The sequence below is a fragment of the Klebsiella sp. HN106 genome, assembly GCF_051209435.1.
GTDB classification, from domain to species: Bacteria; Pseudomonadota; Gammaproteobacteria; order Enterobacterales; family Enterobacteriaceae; genus Klebsiella; species Klebsiella oxytoca.
Genome location: NZ_JBLURD010000004.1, coordinates 225,979 through 250,734, shown reverse-complemented (window position 1 = coordinate 250,734; position 24,756 = coordinate 225,979). Strand labels below are relative to the sequence as shown.

General features: G+C 55.7%; 25 protein-coding genes. 7 read left to right on the top strand and 18 right to left on the bottom strand.

Going from position 1 to position 24,756, the window contains the following annotated elements; genetic code table 11:
- Positions 1–18: 18 nt before the first annotated feature.
- The 4 genes from ACSIPU_RS13850 (at position 19) to ACSIPU_RS13835 (ending at position 2,517) form a co-directional block, all read left to right on the top strand.
- Positions 19–912 (top strand): TIGR01777 family oxidoreductase, encoded by an 894-nt coding sequence (locus ACSIPU_RS13850; protein ID WP_196557852.1) that lies wholly within the window; start codon positions 19–21, stop codon positions 910–912.
- 215 nt (positions 913–1,127) lie between these two features.
- Complete coding sequence (locus ACSIPU_RS13845) at positions 1,128–1,382, top strand: hypothetical protein (RefSeq protein ID WP_004104111.1); 255 nt, start codon at positions 1,128–1,130, stop codon at positions 1,380–1,382.
- Between the two features lie 3 nt (positions 1,383–1,385).
- Positions 1,386–1,952 carry a hypothetical protein gene (locus ACSIPU_RS13840; RefSeq protein WP_004104113.1) on the top strand — a complete coding sequence of 189 codons (567 nt, stop codon included), beginning with the start codon at positions 1,386–1,388 and terminating at the stop codon, positions 1,950–1,952.
- Positions 1,953–2,019: 67 nt separating this feature from the next.
- A complete protein-coding gene (locus ACSIPU_RS13835) occupies positions 2,020–2,517 on the top strand; it encodes a GNAT family N-acetyltransferase (protein ID WP_004104114.1) in 498 nt (165 codons plus the stop codon).
- Positions 2,518–2,558: 41 nt separating this feature from the next.
- Here the strand turns inward: ACSIPU_RS13835 and hisP are convergent, their stop codons facing one another.
- From hisP to ACSIPU_RS13795, 8 genes are all read right to left on the bottom strand, one after another.
- On the bottom strand, positions 2,559–3,332 hold the full coding sequence (hisP, locus tag ACSIPU_RS13830; RefSeq protein ID WP_004104116.1) for a histidine ABC transporter ATP-binding protein HisP: 774 nt from the start codon (positions 3,330–3,332) through the stop codon (positions 2,559–2,561).
- A gap of 7 nt (positions 3,333–3,339) precedes the next feature.
- Positions 3,340–4,056, bottom strand: coding sequence for a histidine ABC transporter permease HisM (gene hisM / locus ACSIPU_RS13825; protein WP_004104118.1), 717 nt, complete (start codon positions 4,054–4,056; stop codon positions 3,340–3,342).
- Entirely contained in the window at positions 4,053–4,739 is a 687-nt protein-coding gene (locus ACSIPU_RS13820; RefSeq protein ID WP_004104120.1) for a histidine ABC transporter permease HisQ, read from the bottom strand. Before ACSIPU_RS13820 ends, hisM begins: the two co-directional genes overlap by 4 nt.
- A gap of 66 nt (positions 4,740–4,805) precedes the next feature.
- A complete protein-coding gene (hisJ, locus tag ACSIPU_RS13815; protein WP_196557854.1) occupies positions 4,806–5,588 on the bottom strand; it encodes a histidine ABC transporter substrate-binding protein HisJ in 783 nt (260 codons plus the stop codon).
- 257 nt (positions 5,589–5,845) lie between these two features.
- The gene (gene argT / locus ACSIPU_RS13810) at positions 5,846–6,628 is read right to left on the bottom strand and encodes a lysine/arginine/ornithine ABC transporter substrate-binding protein ArgT (RefSeq protein ID WP_004104124.1); all 783 of its coding nucleotides are present in this window, start codon (positions 6,626–6,628) and stop codon (positions 5,846–5,848) included.
- A gap of 290 nt (positions 6,629–6,918) precedes the next feature.
- Positions 6,919–7,488 carry a UbiX family flavin prenyltransferase gene (locus tag ACSIPU_RS13805; protein WP_196557856.1) on the bottom strand — a complete coding sequence of 190 codons (570 nt, stop codon included), beginning with the start codon at positions 7,486–7,488 and terminating at the stop codon, positions 6,919–6,921.
- A gap of 41 nt (positions 7,489–7,529) precedes the next feature.
- Positions 7,530–8,525: a LacI family DNA-binding transcriptional regulator gene (locus tag ACSIPU_RS13800; protein WP_004104128.1), complete on the bottom strand. Its 996-nt coding sequence runs from the start codon at positions 8,523–8,525 to the stop codon at positions 7,530–7,532.
- 38 nt (positions 8,526–8,563) lie between these two features.
- Entirely contained in the window at positions 8,564–9,475 is a 912-nt protein-coding gene (locus tag ACSIPU_RS13795) for an ROK family protein (protein WP_016808383.1), read from the bottom strand.
- 272 nt (positions 9,476–9,747) lie between these two features.
- On the opposite strand from ACSIPU_RS13795, the gene ACSIPU_RS13790 reads away from it, so the two are divergent.
- Both ACSIPU_RS13790 and ACSIPU_RS13785 read left to right on the top strand, forming a co-directional pair.
- Positions 9,748–11,151 carry an MFS transporter gene (locus ACSIPU_RS13790; protein WP_023329883.1) on the top strand — a complete coding sequence of 468 codons (1,404 nt, stop codon included), beginning with the start codon at positions 9,748–9,750 and terminating at the stop codon, positions 11,149–11,151.
- 7 nt (positions 11,152–11,158) lie between these two features.
- Positions 11,159–13,126 carry a glycoside hydrolase family 127 protein gene (locus ACSIPU_RS13785; protein ID WP_196557857.1) on the top strand — a complete coding sequence of 656 codons (1,968 nt, stop codon included), beginning with the start codon at positions 11,159–11,161 and terminating at the stop codon, positions 13,124–13,126.
- Between the two features lie 58 nt (positions 13,127–13,184).
- On the opposite strand, the gene purF is transcribed toward ACSIPU_RS13785, so the two are convergent.
- The 9 genes from purF to pdxB all read right to left on the bottom strand — a co-directional run bounded on the left by purF (position 13,185) and on the right by pdxB (position 22,259).
- Positions 13,185–14,702 carry an amidophosphoribosyltransferase gene (purF, locus tag ACSIPU_RS13780; RefSeq protein ID WP_004104140.1) on the bottom strand — a complete coding sequence of 506 codons (1,518 nt, stop codon included), beginning with the start codon at positions 14,700–14,702 and terminating at the stop codon, positions 13,185–13,187.
- A gap of 33 nt (positions 14,703–14,735) precedes the next feature.
- On the bottom strand, positions 14,736–15,224 hold the full coding sequence (gene cvpA / locus ACSIPU_RS13775; RefSeq protein ID WP_004104143.1) for a colicin V production protein: 489 nt from the start codon (positions 15,222–15,224) through the stop codon (positions 14,736–14,738).
- A 199-nt stretch (positions 15,225–15,423) separates the two neighbouring features.
- A complete protein-coding gene (dedD, locus tag ACSIPU_RS13770; RefSeq protein WP_004114272.1) occupies positions 15,424–16,107 on the bottom strand; it encodes a cell division protein DedD in 684 nt (227 codons plus the stop codon).
- Positions 16,097–17,365: a bifunctional tetrahydrofolate synthase/dihydrofolate synthase gene (gene folC / locus ACSIPU_RS13765; RefSeq protein ID WP_196557859.1), complete on the bottom strand. Its 1,269-nt coding sequence runs from the start codon at positions 17,363–17,365 to the stop codon at positions 16,097–16,099. Before folC ends, dedD begins: the two co-directional genes overlap by 11 nt.
- Before the next feature lie 72 nt (positions 17,366–17,437).
- Complete coding sequence (gene accD / locus ACSIPU_RS13760) at positions 17,438–18,352, bottom strand: acetyl-CoA carboxylase, carboxyltransferase subunit beta (RefSeq protein ID WP_016808402.1); 915 nt, start codon at positions 18,350–18,352, stop codon at positions 17,438–17,440.
- Between the two features lie 194 nt (positions 18,353–18,546).
- On the bottom strand, positions 18,547–19,206 hold the full coding sequence (locus ACSIPU_RS13755; RefSeq protein ID WP_004104153.1) for a DedA family protein: 660 nt from the start codon (positions 19,204–19,206) through the stop codon (positions 18,547–18,549).
- 27 nt (positions 19,207–19,233) lie between these two features.
- On the bottom strand, positions 19,234–20,046 hold the full coding sequence (gene truA, locus ACSIPU_RS13750; protein ID WP_004104154.1) for a tRNA pseudouridine(38-40) synthase TruA: 813 nt from the start codon (positions 20,044–20,046) through the stop codon (positions 19,234–19,236).
- Positions 20,046–21,059 carry an aspartate-semialdehyde dehydrogenase gene (locus ACSIPU_RS13745; protein WP_004104155.1) on the bottom strand — a complete coding sequence of 338 codons (1,014 nt, stop codon included), beginning with the start codon at positions 21,057–21,059 and terminating at the stop codon, positions 20,046–20,048. Before ACSIPU_RS13745 ends, truA begins: the two co-directional genes overlap by 1 nt.
- A 63-nt stretch (positions 21,060–21,122) precedes the next feature.
- Entirely contained in the window at positions 21,123–22,259 is a 1,137-nt protein-coding gene (pdxB, locus tag ACSIPU_RS13740) for a 4-phosphoerythronate dehydrogenase PdxB (RefSeq protein ID WP_160886078.1), read from the bottom strand.
- Positions 22,260–22,382: 123 nt separating this feature from the next.
- Here pdxB and flk point away from each other — a divergent pair, with 123 nt between their 5' ends.
- Positions 22,383–23,342 (top strand): flagella biosynthesis regulator Flk, encoded by a 960-nt coding sequence (flk, locus tag ACSIPU_RS13735; RefSeq protein WP_023321382.1) that lies wholly within the window; start codon positions 22,383–22,385, stop codon positions 23,340–23,342.
- Positions 23,343–23,380: 38 nt separating this feature from the next.
- Here the strand turns inward: flk and ACSIPU_RS13730 are convergent, their stop codons facing one another.
- A complete protein-coding gene (locus ACSIPU_RS13730) occupies positions 23,381–24,556 on the bottom strand; it encodes an MFS transporter (RefSeq protein WP_004104159.1) in 1,176 nt (391 codons plus the stop codon).
- Positions 24,557–24,756 lie beyond the last annotated feature (200 nt).

Sequence of the window (24,756 nt, the reverse complement as noted above, 5' to 3'; positions counted from 1 at the left end):
GCATCTTCGGGAGGCGCTATGAACGTTCTGCTTACTGGCGGTACCGGCCTGATTGGCCGGCATCTGATACCCCGGCTGCTGGAGCTGGGGCATCGCGTAACGGTTTCAACCCGCAGCCCTGAAAAGGCGAAAAACCGCCTCGATTCTCGCGTCACTCTGTGGCGCGATTTTGAGCATCAGGTGAATCTTAACGGTTTTGATGCCGTCATCAATCTGGCAGGCGAACCTATCGCCGATAAACGCTGGACGGCGGAGCAGAAGCAGCGCCTCTGCCACAGCCGTTGGGATATCACCCAAAAGCTGGTCACCCTAATCAACGCCAGCGACGCGCCGCCCGCGGTGCTGATTAGCGGTTCAGCCGCCGGCTATTATGGCGATCTCGGCGAAGTTGTCGTCACCGAAGAAGAGCCGCCGCATAATGAGTTTACCCACAAGCTTTGCGCCCGCTGGGAGCAGATTGCCTGCGAAGCGCAGAGCGATCGCACCCGCGTATGCCTGCTGCGTACCGGGGTGGTGCTGGCGCCGCGAGGCGGCATTCTGGCCAAAATGACGCCCGCCTTTAAGCTTGGCCTCGGCGGCCCTATCGGCAGCGGCAGACAGTATCTGGCCTGGATCCACATCGACGATATGGTCAACGGTATACTGTGGCTGCTTGATAACGACCTGCGCGGGCCGTTTAATATGGTTTCCCCTTACCCGGTTCGTAACGAGCAGTTCGCTCATGCGCTGGGCCATGCGCTAAACCGTCCGGCGATTTTCCGCGTCCCGGCGGCGGCTATTCGTCTGCTGATGGGAGAATCTTCCGTTCTGGTACTCGGCGGCCAGCGCGCGCTGCCTAAACGCCTGGAAGCGGCCGGATTTGGCTTTCGTTGGTACGATCTGGAAGAGGCGCTGGCCGACGTGCTGCGGTAGTCCAGGTCTCTCAGGGAGAGTATCGCTCTCCCTGATTAATTAATTTGTTGAACCCGCCTCGCAGCGCGCAAAAATCACCATTCCTCTGTCGCCTTAACTGTGAATCTTATTCCAGTGATATGTCTTTCACTCTGCCATAACCCCTGTGTGTAATTTAACACCACCACACCGTTGACATTCGTCAACAACTTATTCAACATTACCAGGATGAATTGATGAAGGAACATCCGGATAAACATATCAGAGCAGCTATTGACTACTCGCTGGCACGGGGCTGGATTTTTATCACTGGCGGCAAAAGCGTTCACTGTTTTGGCAGGTTGATGTGTGGGACGGCCCGGCACCGGGAACATATGATGAGCATCTGGTCAACGCCTGCGGTACCCATTAACCACGCCAGGCAAATTATCAGAATGGTCGACCGCTGCCAGCCGCCTGCCTCGGGTCAGCTTAACCACAAGAAGGATTAAACAATGGCGCTGTATAATTTTACGCTCACCCTCTCCGGCGTAACTTCTCGTACCGTGGGTCTGGAAGATGCACTGCATGCCGCAGGCTGCGCTGACGCCCTGGTCTGTTTTTACGGAACGGCGGTCTATCTGGAGTTCGATCGCGAAAGAGACTCTCTTGAGCAGGCTATTCTGTCAGCCATTGCTGATATCGAATCCGCTCCGGCTCTGAATGCGCGAGTCGAATCCGTCGATTCCGCGCTGGTAGGATTAAGCGATATTGCCGAACTCACCGGCCTGACGCGACAGGCCGTCGCCTTATTGAAAGATGGCGCGCGAGGCTCGGGCCAGTTTCCGGGACCGGTGCAGCGCGTTAAAGGCAATTCGCCGCTATGGCGCTGGAAAACCATCGTTGGCTGGCTGGTAACGGAGGGACGACTTGCTGAAGACTCAGCGCTGGTCGCCCACGCCGAGGTGCTGGACGATCTCAATCTGGCGCTGCAGCTGAGGGCTACGCGGGAGAGCAAAACCGTGTTGCACTATCTTAGCGGGCTGGAAAGTCAGCGCCAGGCTTCACCGACGGTTGCTTAAAGGCATAAACATTCCGCGGCTTTATGGTGTTAAGGTGGCGGAAGAATCCACTTGTATGGACTGCTTTATGATAACACTCACCACTCCGCGCCTGCGTCTCTCTGGGTTTAACGCATCCGACTGGCCTTTTTTTCTGCGCTTACGGCGAGATCCAGAAGTGATGCGCTATATGGGAGAGCTTCTTGAGGAGCCGGCGCTGCGGACGCTGTTTGAGTCCCGCTGCGCAGACCCTGGCGTATTCGTTTTACGTGATGCCAGCGGCGCGGCAATTGGCGATATCGGGCTGCGCATCAGCAGTAAAAACCCGCACGAAGCGGATGTCGGATACGCACTCCTGCCCGAAGCTCAGGGGAAAGGGTACGCCAGCGAAGCGCTAAAAGCGATTTGCGACTACGGTTTTCAGCAGCTCGGCGTTCACGCCATCAATGCCTGGGTGCTGGGCAGTAACGCTGGTTCCTCTCGTCTGCTGGAAAAACACGGTTTTATCCGCATTCAGGTGCTCGAAAAAGCCTATCGCCTGAACGGAATTGATTACGACGACTGGGTATATCGGCTGGAGCGTTAGCCGCCCCGACGGAGAGTATTCCGCCGGGGGCAGGACAGGGATTACTTTAAAGAGCCTTTCAGGAACTGCTGCAAGCGCTGGCTTTTCGGATTACCGAAGACTTCGTCAGGGTGCCCCTCTTCTTCTATCTTGCCCTGATGCAGGAAGATTACGTGAGAGGAGACGTGGCGCGCAAAGCCCATCTCATGGGTGACCACGACCATGGTTTTCCCCTCTTCAGCCAGCTGCTGCATAATGCGCAACACTTCACCCACCAGTTCAGGATCAAGCGCCGACGTCGGTTCATCAAACAGCAGCACATCGGGTTCCATCGCCAGCGCGCGGGCGATGGACACGCGCTGCTGCTGGCCGCCGGAGAGATGCACCGGATATTTAATCTGCTGGCGTTCGTCAATCCCCACCTTCGCCAGATATTTCACCGCCCGCTCGCGCGCTTCCTGTTTGCTCAGGCCCAAAACCTGAATCGGCGCTTCCATCACGTTTTCCAGCACCGTCATATGGCTCCAGAGATTGAAATGCTGGAACACCATCGTCAGGCGAGTCCGCAGCAGACGCAGTTGGTTCTTATCCGACACCTTGAGCTGACCGTCTTTATCACGAACCAGACCAATGTTCTGCCCGTTAACCACAATTGTCCCTTCGCTGGGCTTTTCAAGAAAGTTAATGCAGCGCAGAAAGGTGCTTTTACCGGAACCGGATGAGCCAATAATACTGATCACGTCCCCGGCTTTCGCCCGCAGCGAAACGCCTTTCAGCACCTCGTGTTCGCCGTAACGTTTATGCAGATCGATTACATTTAATTTATTGTCGGACATGGCGTTCTCAATGCGTCGAAGAAGGTTTGATATGCTGCAGCCAGCGCTTTTCCGCCCTGCGGAATAAGCTAATCAGCACATAGGAGATAATTAAATACAGAACTGCGGCAATGCCAAAAGCGGTAAATGGCTGGTAGGTTGCCGAGTTGATATCACGGGCAATTTTCAGCAGATCCGGCACCGTGGCGGTAAAGGCCAGCGCGGTGGAATGCAGCATCAGGATCACTTCGTTGCTGTAGGCAGGCAGAGCAATACGCAGCGCGGAAGGCAAAATAATGCAGCGATACATTTTGACCGCAGAAAAACCGTACGCGCGGGCGGCTTCGATCTCTCCCGCCGGCACTGAACGAATCGCTCCGGCAAAAATCTCCGTGGTATAAGCGCAGGTATTCAGCGTCAACGCCAGTACCGTACAGTTCAGACCGCTACGAAAGAAGGCGTTCAGCAGTTCTGTACCTTTGACGATCTCCAGCGTGTACATACCGGAATAGAACACCAGCAGCTGCACATACAGCGGGGTACCGCGAAAGATATAGGTGAAAAGCCAGATTGGGAACTGGATAAATTTGTTGCTCGATACCCGGCCTATGGCAAGAAAAACCGCGAGTATGCCGCCCATCACGACTGAAGAGATCAGCAGCCAGAGCGTAATCGCTACGCCGGTGAAGCGATAGCCGTCGGTCCACAGCAGAGATTTCCAGTACTCCTGAATAATATCAATCACAGGTCAGCCCTCTTCACGCCAACAGAATAACGGCGTTCGAGCATCAGCAGCACACCATTGGAAACCGTGGTAAACACCAGATAAATCAGGCCGCAGACAATAGCGAAGTAGAAAGGCTCCCAGGTGCTTTTACCCGCCAGCTGAGTTGCCTTAACCACATCTTCCAGCCCCAGCAATGAGACCAGGGCAGTCGCTTTGAGGATCACCTGCCAGTTATTGCCAATTCCGGGCAGCGCATAGCGCATCATTGCCGGAAACAGAATGCGGCGAAAGGTCTGCCCGCCGCTGAAGCCGAAGGCCGTTGCCGCTTCAATATGTCCCTTCGGTACCGCCAGGAAGGCGCCGCGAAAGGTTTCGGTGAAGTAAGCGCCGTAAATAAAGCCCAGAGTGATAATCCCCGCGACCATGGGGTCGATATCAAACTGCGCGAGGCCAAGCGCATCGGTCAGCGCGTTGAGCGCGATCTGCAACCCGTAGAAAATCAGCAGCATCAGCACCAGATCGGGTACGCCGCGAATTAAGGTGGTATAGCCTTCAAAAATCAGCGCCAGCGGACGATTGCTGGAAAGCTTCGCCCCCGCGCCTGCCAGGCCGATAAGCACTGCCAGAACGACCGAGCTTAACGCCAGCTCAAGGGTGACCAGCGCGCCCTGAAAAATAACCTGAGAAAAACCGTACAGCATGCTGTCTGCCCTGTCTGTCATCAACCATCGCGCGCTAAGTCACGCGCGATGGGGTACGCGGGATGGTTAGTCGCCGTACACGTTAAAATCGAAATATTTCTTCGCCAGCTTGTCGTAGGTGCCGTCCTGGCGCATCTCGGCAAAGGCTTTATTTAATGCTTCACGCAGCTCATTATCCTCTTTGCGCAGCCCCATTCCGGTGCCGACGCCAAACAGCTTCTCGTCTTTAATCGACGGGCCGCCGAACTGATAATCTTTGCCGATAGGCTGTTTGAGGAAGCCTTCGCTGGCGGCAACTTCATCCTGGAACGCCGCGTCAATACGTCCGGCGGTCAAATCGGAATAGATATTGTCCTGACCCTGATAGGAAACGATTTCAATACCTTTCGGCGCCCAGTGTTCATTGCCATAGGTTTCTTGTGTGGTGCCCTGCAGAACGCCAATGCGCTTACCTTTCAGCTTCGCAAGGTCTGGCGTGATATCGCTGCCTTTTTTGACGACCAGGCGAGAATCAGCCGCGTAAAGTTTGTCGGTGAAGGCAATTTCCTGCTGGCGTTTTTCGGTGATCGAAAGCGAAGACATAATGGCGTCGATCTTCTTCGCTTTTAAAGAAGGGATCAGCGCGTCCAGCGGGTTCTCAATGAAGGTACATTGCGTATTGATGCGCTTACACAGCTCTTTTGCCAGATCGATGTCAAAACCAACCAATTTACCCTGTGCATTCTTTGATTCGAACGGGGCATAAGTAGGATCGGTGCCAATGCGGACTTTTTGCGGAATTGCTGCGAATACGGTGGAAACGCTGGAAAGGGCCAGCGCTAAGGAGAGAGACAACGCCAGTTTTTTCATAACTATCCTCAACAGACTGTCATTCTAATGGATTTATTAGAAGTACTTACGGCAGTTATCGTGCCATTATTCGCCCCGGTAAGGCAAAGCATTCTGCGCCGGAAAGCAAATTTTTTCGCATCGGAAACGCTTAACTATGCACTTTTTAACATAGAGTGCGCAATTTCCTGCACCAAATTAATCCGCTTAAAGCACCGTTGCACCAATATCAGACAGAAATAGATACTCGTGGCCCGGAATCCGGGCCAGCGGGCGACTTAATCACCGTAAACGTTGAAGTCGAAGTATTTCTTCGCCATTTTGTCGTAGGTGCCGTCTTTGCGAAGCTCAGCCAGGGCTTTATCAAAAGCTGCCTTCAGTTCGCTATCGTCCTTACGCAGGCCAATACCGGTGCCATCTCCGAAGAATTTTTTGTCTTTAACAGAAGGTCCGGCAAAGGCAAAATCTTTACCGGCTGGTTGCTTGAGGAAGCCTTCGCTGGCGGCGACCTCATCCTGCAAGGCGGCATCCAGGCGGCCCGCGGCGAGGTCTGAGTAGATTAAGTCCTGATTCTGATAAGCCACGACGTCTACCCCGTGGCTGCGCCAGCGTTCATTGCCGTAGGCCTCCTGGGTGGAGCCCTGCAGAACGCCGACGTGCTTGCCTTTCAGAGATTCCAGCGTCGGTTGAATCGGTGAGCCTTTGGCGGCAATCAGGCGAGAGTCCGCCGCGTAGAGCTTGTCAGAGAACGCGATTTCCTGCTGGCGTTTTTCGGTGATCGATAACGAAGAGATGATGGCGTCGATTTTCTTCGCCTTCAGCGATGGGATCAGGGAGTCGAAATCGCTGCCAACCCAGGTACATTTTACTTTGATGCGCGAACAGAGCTCATTACCCAAATCAATGTCAAAACCCACGAAATCCCCTTTCGCATCCTTAGAAGAAAAAGGCGCGTAGGTGGCATCGGTGCCAATGCGAATACTCTGCGGCAGCGCGGCGAAGGCGCTGGAAGCGCTGCAAATGCCCATCATTAAAGAGAAAGCCAGGACCGTCTTCTTCATAGGTTACCCTTAAGTGTCGTGATGTTGTTATGTCATGCGTTGTCTTGTTATTGGTGCTGCCGACAAATCTTGCACGTTTTATGCCATTCTCTCAGTGCGTGCTGGAAACGGCGTTAAATTTGTTAAATAAAGGTTGCAAGTTTGTCTTGAAAGGGAAGATACCAGCAATAATGGATAAACCGCAGCGCCGTAGCGCAAAAAAACAAATTAAATGTTGAGGATTTGATCGAGGCGACAAAATTGCACTGCAGGAGCGCAGAGGTGAAGAAAGCGCACTATGTTAGTGCGCCCTACGCGCCCTGCCAGCGGGTAAAGAGGTCTGCAGGAAGAGAGATATCAAACTGATCGATAACGCGATTGACCGTTTGATTGATCACATCGTCAAGGCTTCCAGGACGATGATAGAACGCCGGAACCGGCGGCATAATCACTGCGCCCATTTCCGCCGCCTGGACCAGCAGACGCAGATGACCGAGGTGGAACGGCGTTTCCCGAACGCACAGCACCAGCGGGCGACGCTCTTTAAGCACCACGTCCGCCGCTCTGGTCAGCAGCCCATCGGTATAGCTATGAACAATGCCGGAAAGCGTTTTCATTGAACATGGCAAAATCACCATCCCGGCGGTTTTAAAAGAGCCGGAAGAGATACTGGCGGCGATATCACGGGCATCGTGCACTACGTCGGCCAACGCCTGCACCTCGCGCAGGGAGAAGTCCGTCTCCAGCGCCAGCGTCTGACGGGCGGCCTGGCTTAAAATAAGATGGGTTTCGACATCAGGCACCTCGCGCAAAACCTGGAGCAGGCGTACGCCGTAAATTGCGCCGCTGGCGCCAGAGATACCGATAATGAGTCGCTTCACGATGATTGCCCCTTTCACACGATGGCGCAGACTTTGCCGGATTATGCCTGCGGACGCAACCGCAATGAACTCTCGCGAACCACTAACCGCACCGGCAACAACAGGTTTCTGTCACCCTCATCGCTGAGTAAAAGACGGAACGCATCGCGGCCAAGCTCACGCTTATCAATGGCCACCGTGGTTAACGGCGGCCAGGCCCAGGCAGCAGCTTCAATATCATCGAAACCGACGATCGCAATCTCATCCGGCACCTTGATGCCCTTCCGCGCGCAAACTCTCATCGCCACCAGCGCCGCCATATCGTTATAAGCAAAGATAGCATCCGGCGGCTGCGGTAGCGCCAGCAGTTTCTCCATGCCTTCTACCAGCGGTTTTTCTATCTCCTTGACCGGGGGGACTTCGACTCGATACTCCTCGGCCAGAGAAATTCCGGCATCAAACAGCGCCTGCAGATAGCCTTCAGTACGCTGACGGATGCTGTAATGGTGCTGTGAATGGCCGAGTAAGGCAATACGCTTTCTTCCCTGTTCAAGCAGGTGCCGGGTGGCGATAAATCCGCCGTGATAGTTGTCAGGATTGGCACAGGGAAAATCCGCCGCCCACAAATCAACCAGGGCAACGGGGAGCGCCGTTTTTTTCAATTCCGCCAGTATCTCTGCTTCAAGATAACCCGCGCAGATCAGCGCGTCAGGCTGATGGAGATTAATCAACTCGCCAACTGAATCTCCCGGACCAATGGGCTGGAAGCTCATGGCAATTTCATTTTCTCTACAAGCGTCCGCAACGCCAAGCATGACGGTCGAATAGAACGGCAGAGCGCTGGCAATATTGTGTTCCCTGTGCATTAAAAACAGCAGCCGCTTGATGCGACCGTTGCGCAAGCGGCTAAAATCATAGCCTTCGGCTTCCGCTATCGACAGGATCCGCTGACGAGTCTCCTCGCTAAGCCCCGGCTGCCCTTTTAGCGCTCTTGATACTGCGGCAATCGACACGCCGCAGGCCGCCGCAATATCTTTAATTCTGGTCTTTTTTACCATTCCGTTCGTTTTCACCTGTTTTACGGGGTTTACGCTGATTATCCCTGCAGCGCCTGCTCTCCAGCCCATGCTGCGCCGCGTACGCCGCTGCTGTCGCCATGCTTTGCCGGCAGAACCGGCGTCACGCAGCGTCCACCGAATATGTACTTTGCCATTTCAGCCGATAAATCGCTATACAGCTCATCGACGCCCGACAGCCCCCCACCTATCACTATCACATCCGGATCGAGCGTATTCACGACGTTTGCGAAGGCGCGCGCCAGCTGATTACGGAATTGCCGCCACAGTGCCAGCGCTTGAGGGTGTCCTTCACGCATCTTCAACACCAGTTCTTCAGCGGTTCCGCGTCCTTCATTATGTAAGCGAAACTGTCGGGCCAGCCCGCTGCCAGAGATAAACGATTCTACGCAGTTATGCTGACCGCAATAGCACAAGTGCGAAGGCCCATCGTGTTCCGGGGAATAGTGCGGCAAAGGATTATGCCCCCATTCACCGCTGCAGGCATTCGGCCCGGTCAGCAAACGCTGATGCACCACCACACCGCCGCCGCATCCGGTACCAAGGATCGCCCCAAACACCACTTCATGACCGGCGCCGCAGCCATCTATCGCTTCCGACAGCGCGAAACAGTTAGCATCGTTTGCGACAGCCACCGGCTGGGAAAAATAGTCGCTAAGGATATCATGCAGCGGATGCCCATTGACCACCTGAATATTTGAATTTTTTACTAAACAAGTAGCGGTGTCAATCGCGCCGGGCAAACCGAATCCCAGGCTTAGCTTTTCGCCTGCCCAATCCTGCGCGGCATGGACTTCTCCAATGATACCCTGTAAGAACTGCTCAATACTGGCTTTCGGTGTCGCAATGCGCTGCTGCCAGACCAGTTTTCCCTTGTCATCCAGCACGACAGTCTCAACTTTGGTCCCACCGATATCCATTCCTAAATGCATTTAATTCGACCTTTTCTCGTAAAAATGATGCTCAGCTTAGCGAATAACGCAAAAAATCCCGGCATCCTTCACGGATAAATGTGATCAAGATCGGCATTAAAAATAATTTATAGTAAAAATCAAGATCAATATCACAAGCACAAAAGTCAAAAATGTACGAAAAGAGAAGATTAGATCTATGCTCGGCAGCGTATGAAGTTTACTAAAAATATAAAAACAGATCGTAATGACCTGTGTACCCTCACACTCTGCTTAGCAAATAAGGATTGGTTATGGCTACAGTCGATAATCTGGACACGAATGTGCAGATGGTTGATGCGGGCGAAACGCTCTCCACCCGCGAAAAAATAGGCTATGGGCTGGGAGATGCCGGTGGACACTGCATCTCTGACTTAATCAGCGGCTTCCTGCTTTTTTTCTACACCGATGTGTTCGGCCTCAGCCCGGCCATCGTCGGGGCAATGTTCTTTACCCTGAGAATTTTTGATGCGATATCAGACCCGGTTATGGGCGTTATTGCTGACAGAACCCGCAGCCGCTGGGGCCGCTTTCGCCCGTGGCAGCTCTGGACTGCCGTGCCGCTTGCGGTTATCGGCATCCTGACGTTTACCGTGCCAGACATGAGCCCAAACATGAAAATTGCCTGGGCGTTCGGGACCTATTTTTTGCTCTCTATTGGCTATACCGCCAATAACGTCCCCTACTGCGCCCTGATAAACGCCATGACCAACCGTCACGATCAGGTAATGTCCTGCCAGTCCTGGCGCTTTGTGTTAAGCGGTATCGCCGGCTTCCTGGTCTCCGTCGGGCTGCCATGGATGGTCGAGCTTTTTGGCCAGGGGAATCTGGCTAAAGGCTACCAGTACGGCGTGGCCGTGCTGTGCGCCGTTGGTATGATCATGTTTTTACTTTGCTTTTTCTGGGTCAAAGAGCGGGTTCCGCTGTCGCTGGCCGGAAAATTCACGCTGCGCCAGCATCTGCAAGGGCTGCGTAAGAACGACCAATTACTGCTGATGCTGGTGATGTCCTTCCTGCTGGTGAATATTCTGTGCATTCGCGGCGGCGGCTACATGTACTTTATCTCCTACGCGCTGCAGGGCAGCGCCGGCTTTATGTCGCTGTTTTTTGCTATCGTCACCGTGGCTGCGATTATTGGCGCGGTGATCGTCAACCCGCTTTCACGCCGCGTCGACATGGTTACGCTGTACTTCCGCACTAACCTGGTGCTGGTTATTTTCGGCGTGGCGATGTGGTTCCTGCCCACCGGCCCGCAGCATCAGACACTATGGCTGGTCTGTATCCTGATGAACAACGTTGTGCTTGGTTTCACCCTGCCGCTGCACTTCTCGATTATGGCCTTCGCCGATGATTACGGTGAATGGAAGAATGGCGTGCGTTCCTCCGGTATGAACTTCGCCTTTAACCTCTTTTTTATCAAGCTCTCCTGGGCCTCATCCGGCGGCATTATCAGCCTGTTGCTGATTCTGGTCGCGTACCGTCCAGGCCTGGAAAATCAAACTGCCGCGTCTATTCAGGGCATCACCCTGCTGCAAACCGTAATACCGGCAATTTTCCATCTGGTGCTGGCCCTGTGTCTGCTGAAGTGCCGGCTGGACGGCCCAATGATGAAACGTATCTCCACCGATCTTAACCAAAGACATAGCCAAATTTCCTGAGGTAAACATGATGCAGTCCGATGTAATTGAAGCCGACCTGAACCGAATTACCGTTACCGATCCTTTCCTGGGAGAGTATCAGCGTTTGATTCGTGATGTCGTCATTCCTTATCAGTGGGAAGCGCTGAACGACAATATTCCCGATGCGGAGCCCAGCCACGCGCTGGCCAACTATCGCATTGCCGCGGGACAAGAGGATGGCCAATTTTACGGAATGGTTTTTCAGGATAGCGACGTCACCAAATGGCTTGAGGCGGTCGCCTGGTCGTTAAGCCAAAAACCTGACGCGACGCTCGAACAAACCGCTGACGAAGCGATCGAACTGCTGGCGCAAGCGCAGTGTGAAGACGGCTATCTCAATACCTGGTATACCGTAAAAGAACCGGGTCAGCGCTGGACTAACCTGGCAGAGTGTCATGAACTGTACTGTGCCGGGCATCTTTTTGAAGCAGCTGTCGCTTTTTATCGCGCCACCGGTAAACGTCGTCTGTTGGAAATCTCCTGCCGCTTTGCCGACCACATTGATACCGTCTTCGGGCCTAACCCCGGACAGCTTCGCGGCTATCCGGGACATCCGGAAATCGAACTGGCGCTGATGCGCCTGTATGAAGTCACCCGGGAACCTCGCTATCAGGCGTTGGCCTGCTTCTTCGTCGAAGAGCGTGGGAAGCAGCCCTACTATTACGATATCGAGTTCGAAAAACGCGGCGGTACCCGGCACTGGATCGGTTGGGGCGACGCCTGGCCAGGAATGATCAAAGACAAAACTTACACCCATGCGCACAAACCGCTCGCTGAACAGAACGAAGCGGTCGGCCACGCCGTACGTTCGGTCTATCTGATGACCGGCCTGGCGCATATCGCCCGTATGACAAATGACGAAGAGAAACGTCAGACCTGCCTGCGGATCTGGAACAACATGGTGCAGCGTCGGATGTATATCACCGGTGGAATCGGCTCTCAGGGGATCGGCGAAGCTTTTACCAGCGACTACGATCTGCCCAACGATACCGCCTACGGCGAAAGCTGCGCTTCAATTGGCCTGATGATGTTCGCCCGTCGGATGCTGGAAATGGAAGGCGATGCGCACTATGCCGACGTGATGGAACGCGCTTTTTACAATACGGTACTCGGCGGGATGGCGCTGGACGGTAAACACTTCTTTTATGTTAACCCGCTGGAAACCTATCCGAAAAGCATTCCGCATAACCATATTTACGACCATATCAAACCGGTTCGCCAGCGCTGGTTTGGCTGCGCCTGCTGCCCGCCAAATATCGCCCGCACGTTGGTGGCTATCGGGCACTACCTGTTCACGCCGCGCCGGGATGCGCTGTTTATCAATTTCTACGCCGGAAGCGAAGCGCAGTTCACCATTAATGACCAGCCGCTGGCGCTAAAAATCAGCGGTAACTATCCATGGGATGAGGAGGTCAACATCACTTTCAGCCACCCGCAGGCCGTTCAGCATACGCTGGCGCTGCGCCTGCCGGAATGGTGTGAAGCGCCGCAGGTGCTCATCAACGGCGAAGCCGCGCAGGGCGAACAACTGAAAGGCTATCTGCATATTACGCGCCAATGGCAGCAGGGGGATATCATTACGCTGCGCCTGCCGATGACCCTCCGCCGGGTCTACGCCAACCCACTGGTTCGCCATAACGCCGGTAAAGTCGCCATTCAGCGCGGACCGCTGGTTTACTGCCTGGAAGAGGTTGATAACAGCGCCGAACTGCACAACCTGTCGCTGCCCAAAGCGAGTCAGATACGCGAGATTCCAGGGACCGGGGTGCTAAAAGGAAAAATCGTGCTGCAGGCGGAGGGGCTTCGGGTACTGACCGCCCAGGAGGATAAACCGCTCTACAGCTTCGACCATCGCCAGACGGCGGTAGAGAAACAGACCTTAACCTTTATTCCATGGTTTAGCTGGGCCAATCGTGGCGAAGGCGAGATGCGAATTTGGATCAACGAGGCCTGACCTCTAAAAACAAAAAGCCCGCAGTCTTCGGACCGCGGGCTTCCAGCGAATCAAGGCATTACCCTTCGTTGTGCATCTCCAGGTTTTCCACTTCGTTCTGCAGCTGAACCGCTTTTGCGTCGTCGTTGCGCAGAGAGTCAAGGAAATCCAGATAGGTCTGATCAACATCTTTAGTGACGTAGATACCGTTGAAGACCGAACATTCAAACTGCTGGATATCCGGATTCTCAGCGCGCACCGCGTCAATCAGATCGTCCAGATCCTGGAAAATCAGGCCATCCGCACCGATGATCTGGCGAATCTCATCCACTTCACGCCCGTGAGCAATCAGCTCATTGGCGGTCGGCATATCGATGCCATACACGTTCGGGAAACGAATTTCCGGCGCAGCGGAAGCCAGGTAGACTTTCTTCGCCCCGGCTTCGCGCGCCATCTCAATAATCTGCTCAGAGGTGGTGCCGCGCACGATGGAATCATCCACCAACAGCACGTTCTTATCGCGGAACTCGGCGCGGTTGGCGTTAAGCTTACGCCGCACCGATTTCCGGCGCAGCTGCTGGCCCGGCATGATGAAGGTTCGGCCTACGTAGCGGTTTTTAACAAACCCCTGGCGGTACGGCTTGTCGAGGATGCGGGCGATTTCCAGTGCGATATCGCAGGAGGTTTCCGGAATGGGAATGACCACATCGATATCCAGATCTTCCCACTCGCGGGCAATTTTCTCGCCCAGCTTCGTGCCCATATTGACGCGGGCGCTGTAAACGGAAATTTTGTCGATGAAGGAGTCCGGACGCGCAAAGTACACGTACTCGAACAGGCACGGGTTGCTGACCGGGTTTTCCGCGCACTGGCGAGTAAACAGCTGGCCTTTTTCGGTGATATACACCGCTTCGCCAGGCGCCACGTCGCGCAGGAACTCAAAGCCCAGCGTATCGAGCGCCACGCTTTCCGAAGCGACCATATACTCGGTACGGCCATCGCCAATATCGCGCTTGCCCAGCACCAGCGGACGGATGCCGTTCGGGTCGCGGAAGGCCACCATGCCGTGACCGATAATCATCGCCACGCAGGCGTAAGCGCCGCGAATCTGGCGGTTGGTGGCGGCAATCGCCGCAAAAATATTGTCGGCTTCCAGCGGGTAGTGGCGGAAGTTGTCCAGCTCGCTGGCAAAGATATTGAGCAGGATTTCGGAATCGGAGGTGGTGTTGATGTGGCGGCGTTTTTCTTCAAACAGCTTTTTACGCAGCTCGTGAGCGTTGGTCAGGTTACCGTTGTGCGCCAACGTAATACCATACGGTGAGTTGACGTAGAAAGGCTGAGCCTCAGAGGCGCTGGAGCTGCCAGCCGTCGGGTAACGAACGTGACCAATCCCCATATTGCCCTGCATACGCTGCATATGGCGAGCTTCAAAAACATCGCTCACCAGTCCGTTCGCCTTACGCAAACGGAAACAGTTGTTCGCATCAATGGTGATGATGCCTGCGGCATCCTGGCCACGATGCTGAAGCACCGTTAACGCGTCATAAATCGACTGGTTTACCGGCATGACACCGGCGATACCGACAATACCGCACATACGTCTTTTCCTCGTTAAGCTACATCCCAACGCTTATGCTTTGGGCAAGAAACTTGACGAGCTCTGCAGATAGTCAAAGAACCATCTGATAACGAAACTGAACTGCGGGATAAGCTCAGACTTTTGCCAGTCTTCGCTTTTCGCCATACCGGTAAAGCTATCGAGAAAGAACAGAATCGCTGAGACGATTAGCACACCGCGCAGGGCGCCAAAGCAGATCCCTAAGACCCTGTCGGTACCCGACAGGCCGGTTTTCTCCACCAGCTGACCTATCACAAAGTTTACGATAGCGCCGACGATAAGCGTTGCGATAAACAGTATCGCGATAGCAATCCCATTTCGGACCAGTTCGTCTTCAAAGCCCGTGAACCAGACAGCCAGGTAAGTGTAGTAATGACTGGCAACAAAGAAAGCACATCCCCAGGTTACCAGCGATAAAGCTTCACGAACAAAGCCGCGGATCAGGCTAACCAGTGAGGAAAAACCAATCACCGCAATTATGGCGTAATCAATCCAGACCATATACGTCCCACGATTTTACGCCCTGTCGTCCGGTTCGGGGCGCATTCTAACAGAAAAAGAAAACGTTTGCGTAGGGATTTCCGTGCCCTACATAAATAAAAATGGCGCTGAAAAAACATTCAACGCCATACTGCCTTTCGCCTCTTCAGGGCACGTCAGACAGGGGTTTCAGCTCGCTACTCTTTTAAAAAAGAGAGAGTTAGTTCGGGCTGTAGCCCATGACCACGCCGCTGAGTCCTGAAAGCTGCTTCAGTTCTCCAAGCTGGCCTTTAAGCTTATCCTTTGAGGTATCCGGCCCCACAAGAATACGGGTAATTTTACCCTGCACCGGTGTCGAAGGCGATGTGTAAACCTTAAAACCGGAAGCGCGCAGCTTGCCCACAATTTCGTTGACCTTATCGGCGTTCTTTAGCGCGCCCAGCTGCACTACGTATGCTTTACCGGTCGGCGCCGGGATTTCAGCCTGCTGCTGTGGCTTAGGCGGCGGCGTCTGCGCCGCAACCTGCTGCTGCTGTGGTTTCTCTACCGGCTTCGGCTGAGGTTTCGGCTGCGCCTGCGGTTTTGGCGCGACAACCGGCTCCTGAACCACATCAAAACTGTTGTTGTTCACCGGTATGCGCGACGGATCCAACGATGGCGCCGCGGCGTCACCGGCTCTCACCTCTTCCGCCGCCCCTTCCGGAGGCTGCGAAGGCAGCGCCTGAGTCGCCGCTGGCAGCATATCCGGCTCATCGCGGTCCCCTGGTTTGGGCACCAGCGGAATGGCGGCAAACTCATCCTGATAATGTTTTTTCTGACCATCCAGTAGTCCTGGCAGGATAATCACCCCCAGCGCTACCAGCACAATCGTCCCGACTAAACGGTTCTGAAACTTACTTGCCACCGGTTCTCCCCGCGTCTATTTCTTCCATTACATGCGCCACCGTGTGGAATGAACCACAGACCAGCACCGTATCTTCAGGTCTGGCATCCGCCATCGCCGCATGCCACGCTTGCGCAACGCTGGTATAGACTTTACCTGCGCGTAAATGTTCCAGCAGCTGCTCCGCCGTGGCTCCGCGCGGCCCTTCCAGCGGCGCGCAGTACCAGTCGTCAACTTCCGCCTGCAAATTCGCCAGCGTACCTGCGATATCCTTATCATGCAGCATACCAACAACCGCCAGTACGCGCCCCGTTTTCGATAAGGTTTTGAGACGCCCGGCGAGATAGGCCGCCGCGTGCGGGTTATGAGCAACGTCAAGGATCGTCCGCGGCGCTTCGCTGATTATCTGGAAACGCCCAGGCAGCATCGCGTTTTGAATGCCGTCGCGCATCGCCTGCTCCTTCACCTTAAGCCCGCTGGCGCGCAGGGCCGCGAGCGCGGTTGCCGCATTCGGCAGCGGTACCTGCGGCAGCGGCAGATCGTTTAACGTCCCCTGCCGATCGCGGAAGGACCAGCCTTGTTCACTGGCGTCGTACTGCCAGTCAACGCCACGGCGCAGGAGCTGCGCCCCTTTTTCGCTCGCCACCTCTGCGATGGTCAACGGCATATCGGGTTCGCCGACGATGGCCGGTTTGCCTGAGCGAAAAATCCCCGCCTTTTCACGACCGATACTTTCGCGATCGGGCCCCAGCCAGTCAGTATGATCGAGGGCAATACTGGTGACCACCGCCACGTCAGCATCGACGATATTGGTAGCATCAAGGCGGCCGCCCAGGCCCACCTCAAGAATCACCACATCCAGTCGCGCCTGCTGAAACAACCACAGCGCAGAGAGAGTACCGAACTCGAAATAGCTCAGGGAAATATCGCCGCGCGCGGCTTCAATTTCGGCAAAAGAGGTCGTATGCGCGAGTTCCGGCAGCTCTTCGCCCTGCACGCGCACCCGCTCGGTGTAGCGCACCAGATGCGGCGAACTGTATACGCCAACCTTGTAGCCCGCCGCCATCAGCACCGATTCCAGGGTACGGCAGGTGGTGCCTTTGCCGTTGGTCCCCGCGACCGTAAAGACAAACGGCGCAGGTTTTATTACCGCCATCCGCTGCGCGACCTCGCTGACGCGCGCCAGCCCAAGATCGATAGTTTTGCTGTGCAGATGTTCCAGATAAGAAAGCCACGTAGCCAGGGGCGACGTGGCCTGAGGAATAGGTTGTTTTTCCATGATGTCCGGCAAGAGTTAGGATAACTACGCGTATAAAAAAGGGCAGCGCCGTCAGGCCTGCCCTCTGCATTATCAGGCCTCTGGTTCCTGATCCGGCACCGGTGGCACCACCTCACCTTCGTGAGCGGGTTCCGGATTTGGCGCCGGAAGATTCATTAGCTTCGCCAGAATGCTGGCCAGCTTCAGACGCATTTCCGGGCGGCGTACGATCATGTCGATCGCCCCTTTCTCAATCAGGAACTCACTGCGCTGGAATCCTGCCGGCAGCTTCTCGCGAACGGTCTGCTCGATAACGCGGGGACCGGCAAAGCCGATCAGCGCTTTCGGCTCGGCGATATTCAGATCGCCCAGCATCGCAAAGCTCGCCGAGACACCGCCCATGGTGGGGTCAGTCAGCACGGAGATATACGGCAATCCGCGCTCCTGCATTTTCGCCAGCGCAGCGGAGGTTTTCGCCATCTGCATCAGCGACATCAGCGCTTCCTGCATACGCGCGCCGCCGGATGCGGAGAAGCAAATCAGCGGGCAGTTGTCTTCCAGAGCCTGCTCAACCGCGCGGACAAAGCGCGCGCCGACCACAGAGCCCATTGACCCGCCCATAAAGGAGAATTCGAAAGCTGCGGCAACAACCGGCATAGCATGCAGAGTGCCTTTCATGACCACCAGCGCGTCTTTTTCGCCAGTCTCTTTCTGGGCTGAGGCCAGACGGTCTTTATACTTTTTCGAATCGCGGAACTTCAGCACATCTTTCGGCTCGAGCTCGCTTCCCAGCTCCACGAGGGAACCTTCGTCCAGCAGGCTATGCAGGCGGTTGCGCGCCGACATACGCATGTGGTGATCGCACTTAGGGCAAACCTCCAGGTTGCGCTCCAGCTCTGCGCGGTACAATACCTGACCGCAGCTGTCGCACTTGGTCCATACACCTTCAGGGATACTTGCCTTACGGGTGGGGGTTATATTGCTTTTAATTCGTTCAATCCAGCTCATTGATAACCTTTCTACCTGAACCTGGTCGATGCCAGTTTTGTCGCAAGGGGCGCATAATGCCATTTTTGCCCCTCACAGACCATGAATGTTGCACATTAAATCATAACATCCCGTAACATGGGATAAAAAAGTGGTCGAACCGCTCACACTTCACTCTTCGGACGGCGGCATACCGTCCGAAGATCGTCGCCGCGTTATTTCGCCTGTTTCGCCGCCGCCCGCTTGTGGCGGATGACTTCAATGACGCCAGGCAGTACGGACAGAACAATAATCGCGACGATCAGCAGCTTAAGGTTTTCCTGTACGATCGGCAAATCGCCAAACAGATAACCCGCATAGGTAAATAACAGTACCCAAAGCAGCGCGCCAACGACGTTATACATCGCAAAATGACGATAGGACATATGCCCCATTCCCGCAACAAACGGCGCAAACGTTCTGACAATCGGCACGAAACGGGCCAGGATGATGGTTTTGCCGCCGTGGCGTTCGTAGAAGCTATGGGTCTTATCCAGATAGCTGCGGCGGAAAATTTTCGAATCGGGGTTGCTGAAAAGCTTTTCACCGAACAGCCGGCCAATCGTGTAGTTCAGCGCATCGCCAACAATCGCCGCAATGACCATCAGCAGCACCATTAAATGCACGTTGAGATCGTTAGTCGGCAGCGCGGAGAGCGCTCCTGCCACAAACAGCAGAGAATCCCCCGGCAGAAACGGCGTGACCACCAGGCCGGTTTCGCAGAACAGAATCAAAAACAAAATCGCGTATACCCAAATACCGTACTCCGCGACCAGCTCAGCCAGATGCACATCAATGTGCAGGATAAAATCGATTAAAAAGTGAATCAGATCCATAATTTGCGTTAGCCCTTAATGACCAGGTTAGTCCGCCAAAAACAGCGGGCCCATCGGCATGACAGGGAGGTCGTAGCGCGCCGGGTAATCCACCGCCACCAGATACAATCCTTCCGCCTTTGCCGTTGCGGCGGCAAGCGTCCTGTCTTTTGCCGCCAGAAGTTCTGCAATCCAGCTCTCTGGCTGGTTACCGGCACCTACTTCCATCAGACTGCCGACAATATTCCTTACCATATGATGTACAAAGGCATTCGCTTTGATGTCCACCACCACATATGCACCATAACGAGTGACATTAATGTGCATCACGTTCCGCCACGGCGTGCGCGACTGGCACTGCACCGCACGAAACGAGGTGAAATCATTCTCTCCCAGCAGGCACTGAGCGGCGCGCTGCATCCGTTCTGCATCCAGCGGGTGATAATAATGGGTTACGCCGCGGCTCAATACCGCCGGCCGCAGACGATGATTATAGATAACATAACGATAGCGGCGCGCGGTGGCGCTGAAGCGGGCGTGAAAATCCTCAGGAACCCGCTTCACCCAGCGAACCGCGATATCGCCGGGTAAATTGGCATTGACGCCCAGGGTCCATGCGGCATCCTGACGCTGCGAGCGCGTTTCAAAATGCACGACCTGGCCGGTTCCGTGAACGCCGGCATCCGTACGGCCCGCGCAAAAAACGTTAACAGGCTCGTTCGCTACCTGCGAGAGCGCCTTTTCCAGCTTCTCCTGTACGCTGCGGACTTCGTTCTGCCGCTGCCAGCCGTAGTACTTGCTGCCATCGTATTCGATGCCCAGCGCGATTTTGTAGACCGGCGGCTGCTCCATCTCAGACATCAGTACAAATACTCCTGCACCAGCTTCTCAGCGATTTTCACCGCCATCAGCGCGCCGCCAAAACGAACGTTATCGGCGACTGACCAGAACTGCACCTGTTCAGGCATACCATAGTCGTTATGCACGCAGCCGACGGAAAGGCGGGCGTTGCCGGAAGCATCCCCGACCTGCGTCGGGAATTCGCCCTCTTCGGACAGCTCGATATCTTCCCCGCGGCTAAAGGCATCGCGCGCCTCTTCGGCCGCCAGCGGACGCTGCGCTTCAAAGCTCACCATCTGCGCGTGGCCATAGAACACCGGCGACTGCACGACATTAGCGGAGATCATCAGACCGTCATCCTGCAGTATCTTGCGGGCTTCATCGACGATACGCCGCTCTTCGCGCACGCTTCCTTCACGATCGGGCAGCAGCGGCAGCATATTGAACGCCAGCTGGCGGCCGAAGAAATCATCGTCATCGATTGGCATACCGTTGAGTAATTTAGCGCTCTGGCCCGCCAGCGCATCAACCGCTTTTTTACCGTGAGCGGAAGCAGAAAGCAGGCTGGTTACGCTTATACGCGACAGACCGCCCTGATCGATCAACGGTTTTAACGCCGACAGCAGCTGGCTTGTCAGGCTATTCGCTACCGCGATAACGTTACGGTTGCGGTAATCCGCCAGTACGAATGGGTTAACATCCGGTACCACCAGCGGCACATCCGGCTCCAGAGCAAACAGACCGCTTAAGTCAATCACCAGGCAGCCCGCGTTCGTGGCCTCTTCGACATACGCTGCGGTCGCTTCTACACCCGCGGCAAAAAATGCCAGCTGGGCCTGGGTCCAGTCGAACTCCGCCGCATCCTGTACGAGAACCGACTTGCCCGCAAAACGCAGATGTTCACCGGCGCTGTCGCTACGCGCAAGGGCATAAATATCCCCCACCGGGAACTGACGATCGGCAAGAGTTTCGAGCAGGGCTTCGCCTACGGCGCCCGTTGCGCCCAGTATGGCAATATTCCAGCCTTCAGACATGGTGGTGTACTCCAGAAAAAAAGCGGCCCTGCCGGATTATCCAGCAGGCGCATTAAGATGATATTAACGAACAGGATGATGTACGGCGTTAAAGCCAAGCTGGCGCAGCAGCGTCGCCGCCTGGGCATCACTACACTGCACGTACAGCGAAGACCATTCGCGACGTTCCTGGTAATTCTTGCGCAGCTTATCGAACTCGCCCGCAACGCCCGCGACTTTTCGCAGCGGCGCATCATCGCGGCGCACATCATACACCAAATGCGCCAGCCGTTTTAGCGTTGCCTGATCGAGCGGCCCGTGCAGCGTAATGCGACCAAACTCCGGCGCCGGTAGCAGCGTGTCCAGCGCCACCTGCTGCGGGTGGCCAATAAACGCGCTGTAGGCCTCAAAAACCTGGGTCGTACCGCGCGCTTTTCCTTCAAGGGTGTAGCCGGCAATATGCGGCGTACCAATATCCACCCGCTTGAGCAGCTCGATATTCAGGTCCGGCTCCGGCTCCCAGACATCCAGCACCACGCTTAACGGCTGATTTTCCTGTAGTCGTTTAAGCAGCGCAGCGTTATCCACCACTGCCCCACGGCAGGCGTTGATTAATATCGTCCCCGGCTTCAGGCGGCGAATCAGCGCCTCATCCGCCAGGTGCAGCGTTTTGTACTGCCCTTCCTTATAGAGCGGCGTATGGAAAGTCAGAATGTCGGCTTCCTGCACCAGCTCGTCAAGAGGACGAAAGTCGCCCTTATCGCCGCGATCGGCGCGCGGGGGATCGCAAAGCAGCGTTTTAATTCCCAGCGCCTCGAGACGTTTGTGCAGGCGCCCGCCCACGTTGCCGACGCCTACGATCCCGACGGTACGGTCGCGCAGCGCAAAGCCATCGCGTTCAGCCAACATGAGCAGCGCTGAAAAGACATATTCCACCACCGCGATAGCGTTACAGCCAGGCGCCGCGGAAAAACCGATTCCCGCCCGCTGCAGCCACGCCTGATCGACATGGTCGGTGCCTGCCGTTGCGGTGCCAACAAATTTGATAGCCTTGCCGGAGAGCAGCGCTTCGTTAACTTTGGTGACGGATCGCACCATCAGCGCATCAGCGTCATTGAGCGCTTCGACCGGAACGGGACGACCCGCAACGGCCTTCACTTCCCCCAGGCGGCTAAAAAGCTCACGCGCATAGGGCATATTTTCATCAACGAGGATTTTCACGGTTCAGTACCTGTCTGAGAGCGAGAGTAAACCGGGGAAGTGTGCCATAATCTGCCCGCCAGGAACATCACCACCCGGCCCTGAGTACAGTAATTTAGTACAGCACTACGCAAAGGATTAATCATGACGCATCCCGTTTCAGGTATGTCCGATCGCCCTCCGGGGACAGGCGAACCTCCGCTCACTACCCAGCAGCGCACCGCGCTTGAGCGGCTCATTACGCGCCTGGTGGCGTTAACATCGCAGCAAAGTGCGGAAGTGTGGGCCTGCGTAAAGCACGATCTGAGCCTGAAAAACGACGCCCCGCTGTTGGCAAGCCATTTTGCGGCCGCCGAACACAGCCTGAACCAGCGCTTAATCCTTGCCCAACAGAATCACCACCGCCGGCAAATCCTGGCGCAGCTGAGCGAACTGCTGAACCAGGGTAATAATCGTCAGGCGGTCAGCGATTATATTCGTCAGCATGACGGTCAAACCGCGCTGCATGCGCTCACCCAGCCGCAGCTGGAGAATGTTTTGCAACTGCTGCAAAGCGGCCAGCTCTCGATTCCTCAGCCGCAGCAGCGCCCGCCAACCCATCGTCCACTGCTGCCAGCGGAGCACAATACGCTCAATCAACAGGTGACCAAACTGGCAGCAGCTACCGGAGAGTCCAGCAAGCTCATCTGGCAGTCGATGCTGGAGCTAAGCGGCGTCAAAAGCGGGGAACTGATCCCGGCGACCCACTTCACTCCCCTCTCATACTGGCTCCATGCGCGGCAAACGCTCAGCACGCAGGCTACGCCGACGCTGATGTCATTGCAGGCCGCCCTGAAGCAGCCGCTTGAAGCCGCGGAGTGGCAAAGAGTGATGGATTTTGCGCAAACCAGCTGGCACGCAACGGCGCAAACGCCGCTAAGCGCAGCCCAGCTGCTGACGCTGCTGAACAAAATTTTCGTGCTCAGGGTCGCCAGAGCGCAAGAGACGCTGGCGATCCCACCGGTTCAGGCGCCGCCTTCATCGCCGTGGCTGGCGTTTAAAAAGCCGTGGGCTATCGCGTTGACGCTGCTCGCGGGGCTTATTTTGCTGTGGTTAGTGATTTAACCGCCTGTTCGGCCCGTATACCGGGCCGAACAAAAGGCCTATTTACGCAGCGATACCAGCGTAATGAGGATCCCCAGCACGGCGCATATTGCCGCCGCCAGGAAGACGGAAGAATAGCCTAAAGAAGTCGCAAGCAATCCGGTAAGCGGGCCGGTGACGCCGTAGGAGATATCCTGAAACGCAGCGTAGCCGCCAAGCGCCGTTCCTCGAACCTGCGGCGGTACCCGCTTCACAACCTCTACGCCCAGCGCCGGGAAGATAAGCGAGCAACCGCAGCCGGTTAGCGCCGCGCCCGCCAGCGCGACCCAGGCATTGGGCGCCTGCCAGAGCAGCGCCAGGCCTACCGCCTCAATCAACAGCGAAACGATGGCCACTTTCACCCCACCGAAGCGGTCCGGCATCCAACCAAACAGCACGCGCATCAGCACAAATGCTCCACCAAACGCGGTTAAGGTAAAACCGGCCATCGCCCAGCCGTTGCTGGCGAAATAGAGGGAGACGAACGTGCCTATCACCGCGAAACCGACGCCCTGCAGTCCAAGACCAATACCGGGCCGCCAGATCATTCCCACCACGCTCCACAGCGACGGACGCTCGCCGCCGTGGGCGGGAATTTTACGCACCGTGCCGTTAATTGCCCACGCCACCAGCGGCAGCACCATGGTGACGCCGGCCAGCGCTGCAACGCCGTAATGGCTGTAGATCAGCAGCCCCAGCGGAGCTCCGGCCGCCAGCGAGCCGTATATCGCCATGCCGTTCCACGACATCACTTTACCTGAGCGCATCGGGCCCACCAGCCCCATTCCCCAGCTTAAATTGCCGGTGAGCAGCTGGCTTTCACCAAACCCCAGGATCAGACGGCCCAGCACCAGCAGGCCAAACTTCGCCATTACGGGGACCGGCAGCAGCGCGGCGCATAGCCAGGCACCTCCAGCCAGCGCACAGGCCAGCATCCCCTGTAGCACAGAGCGTTTCGCGCCGTACTGGTCCGCCAGACGACCTGCATAGCCGCGGGTTAATACGGTCGCCAGAAACTGGATACCAACGGCGATACCAACCATGGTGTTGCCGAAGCCCAGTTCCTGATGGACGAACAAGGGGATAACCGGCAGCGGCAGGCCAACGGTCATATAGGTAAGAAAAACGGCGAAAGTGATCCGAAACAGCGAACCATTCGCTGAAGGCGTTTTTTTTGTTTCAGTGACTGCGGACATGCTTTACTCCAGTTCGCAGAGTAAGGCGAGGTGATGGCCACGCCCTCTCCACCTGATTATCAGGTTTAAGGCGCGTTGGATGACGTTAAACGCTTACGCATTATCTGAGAGAATAATGTTGTGGCAGGAGTTTGCCTTTACACCCATGGGTCTGTCAAGAATACAAAAAAGGGGAGCCGGCAGGCTCCCCTTGCAAAGCA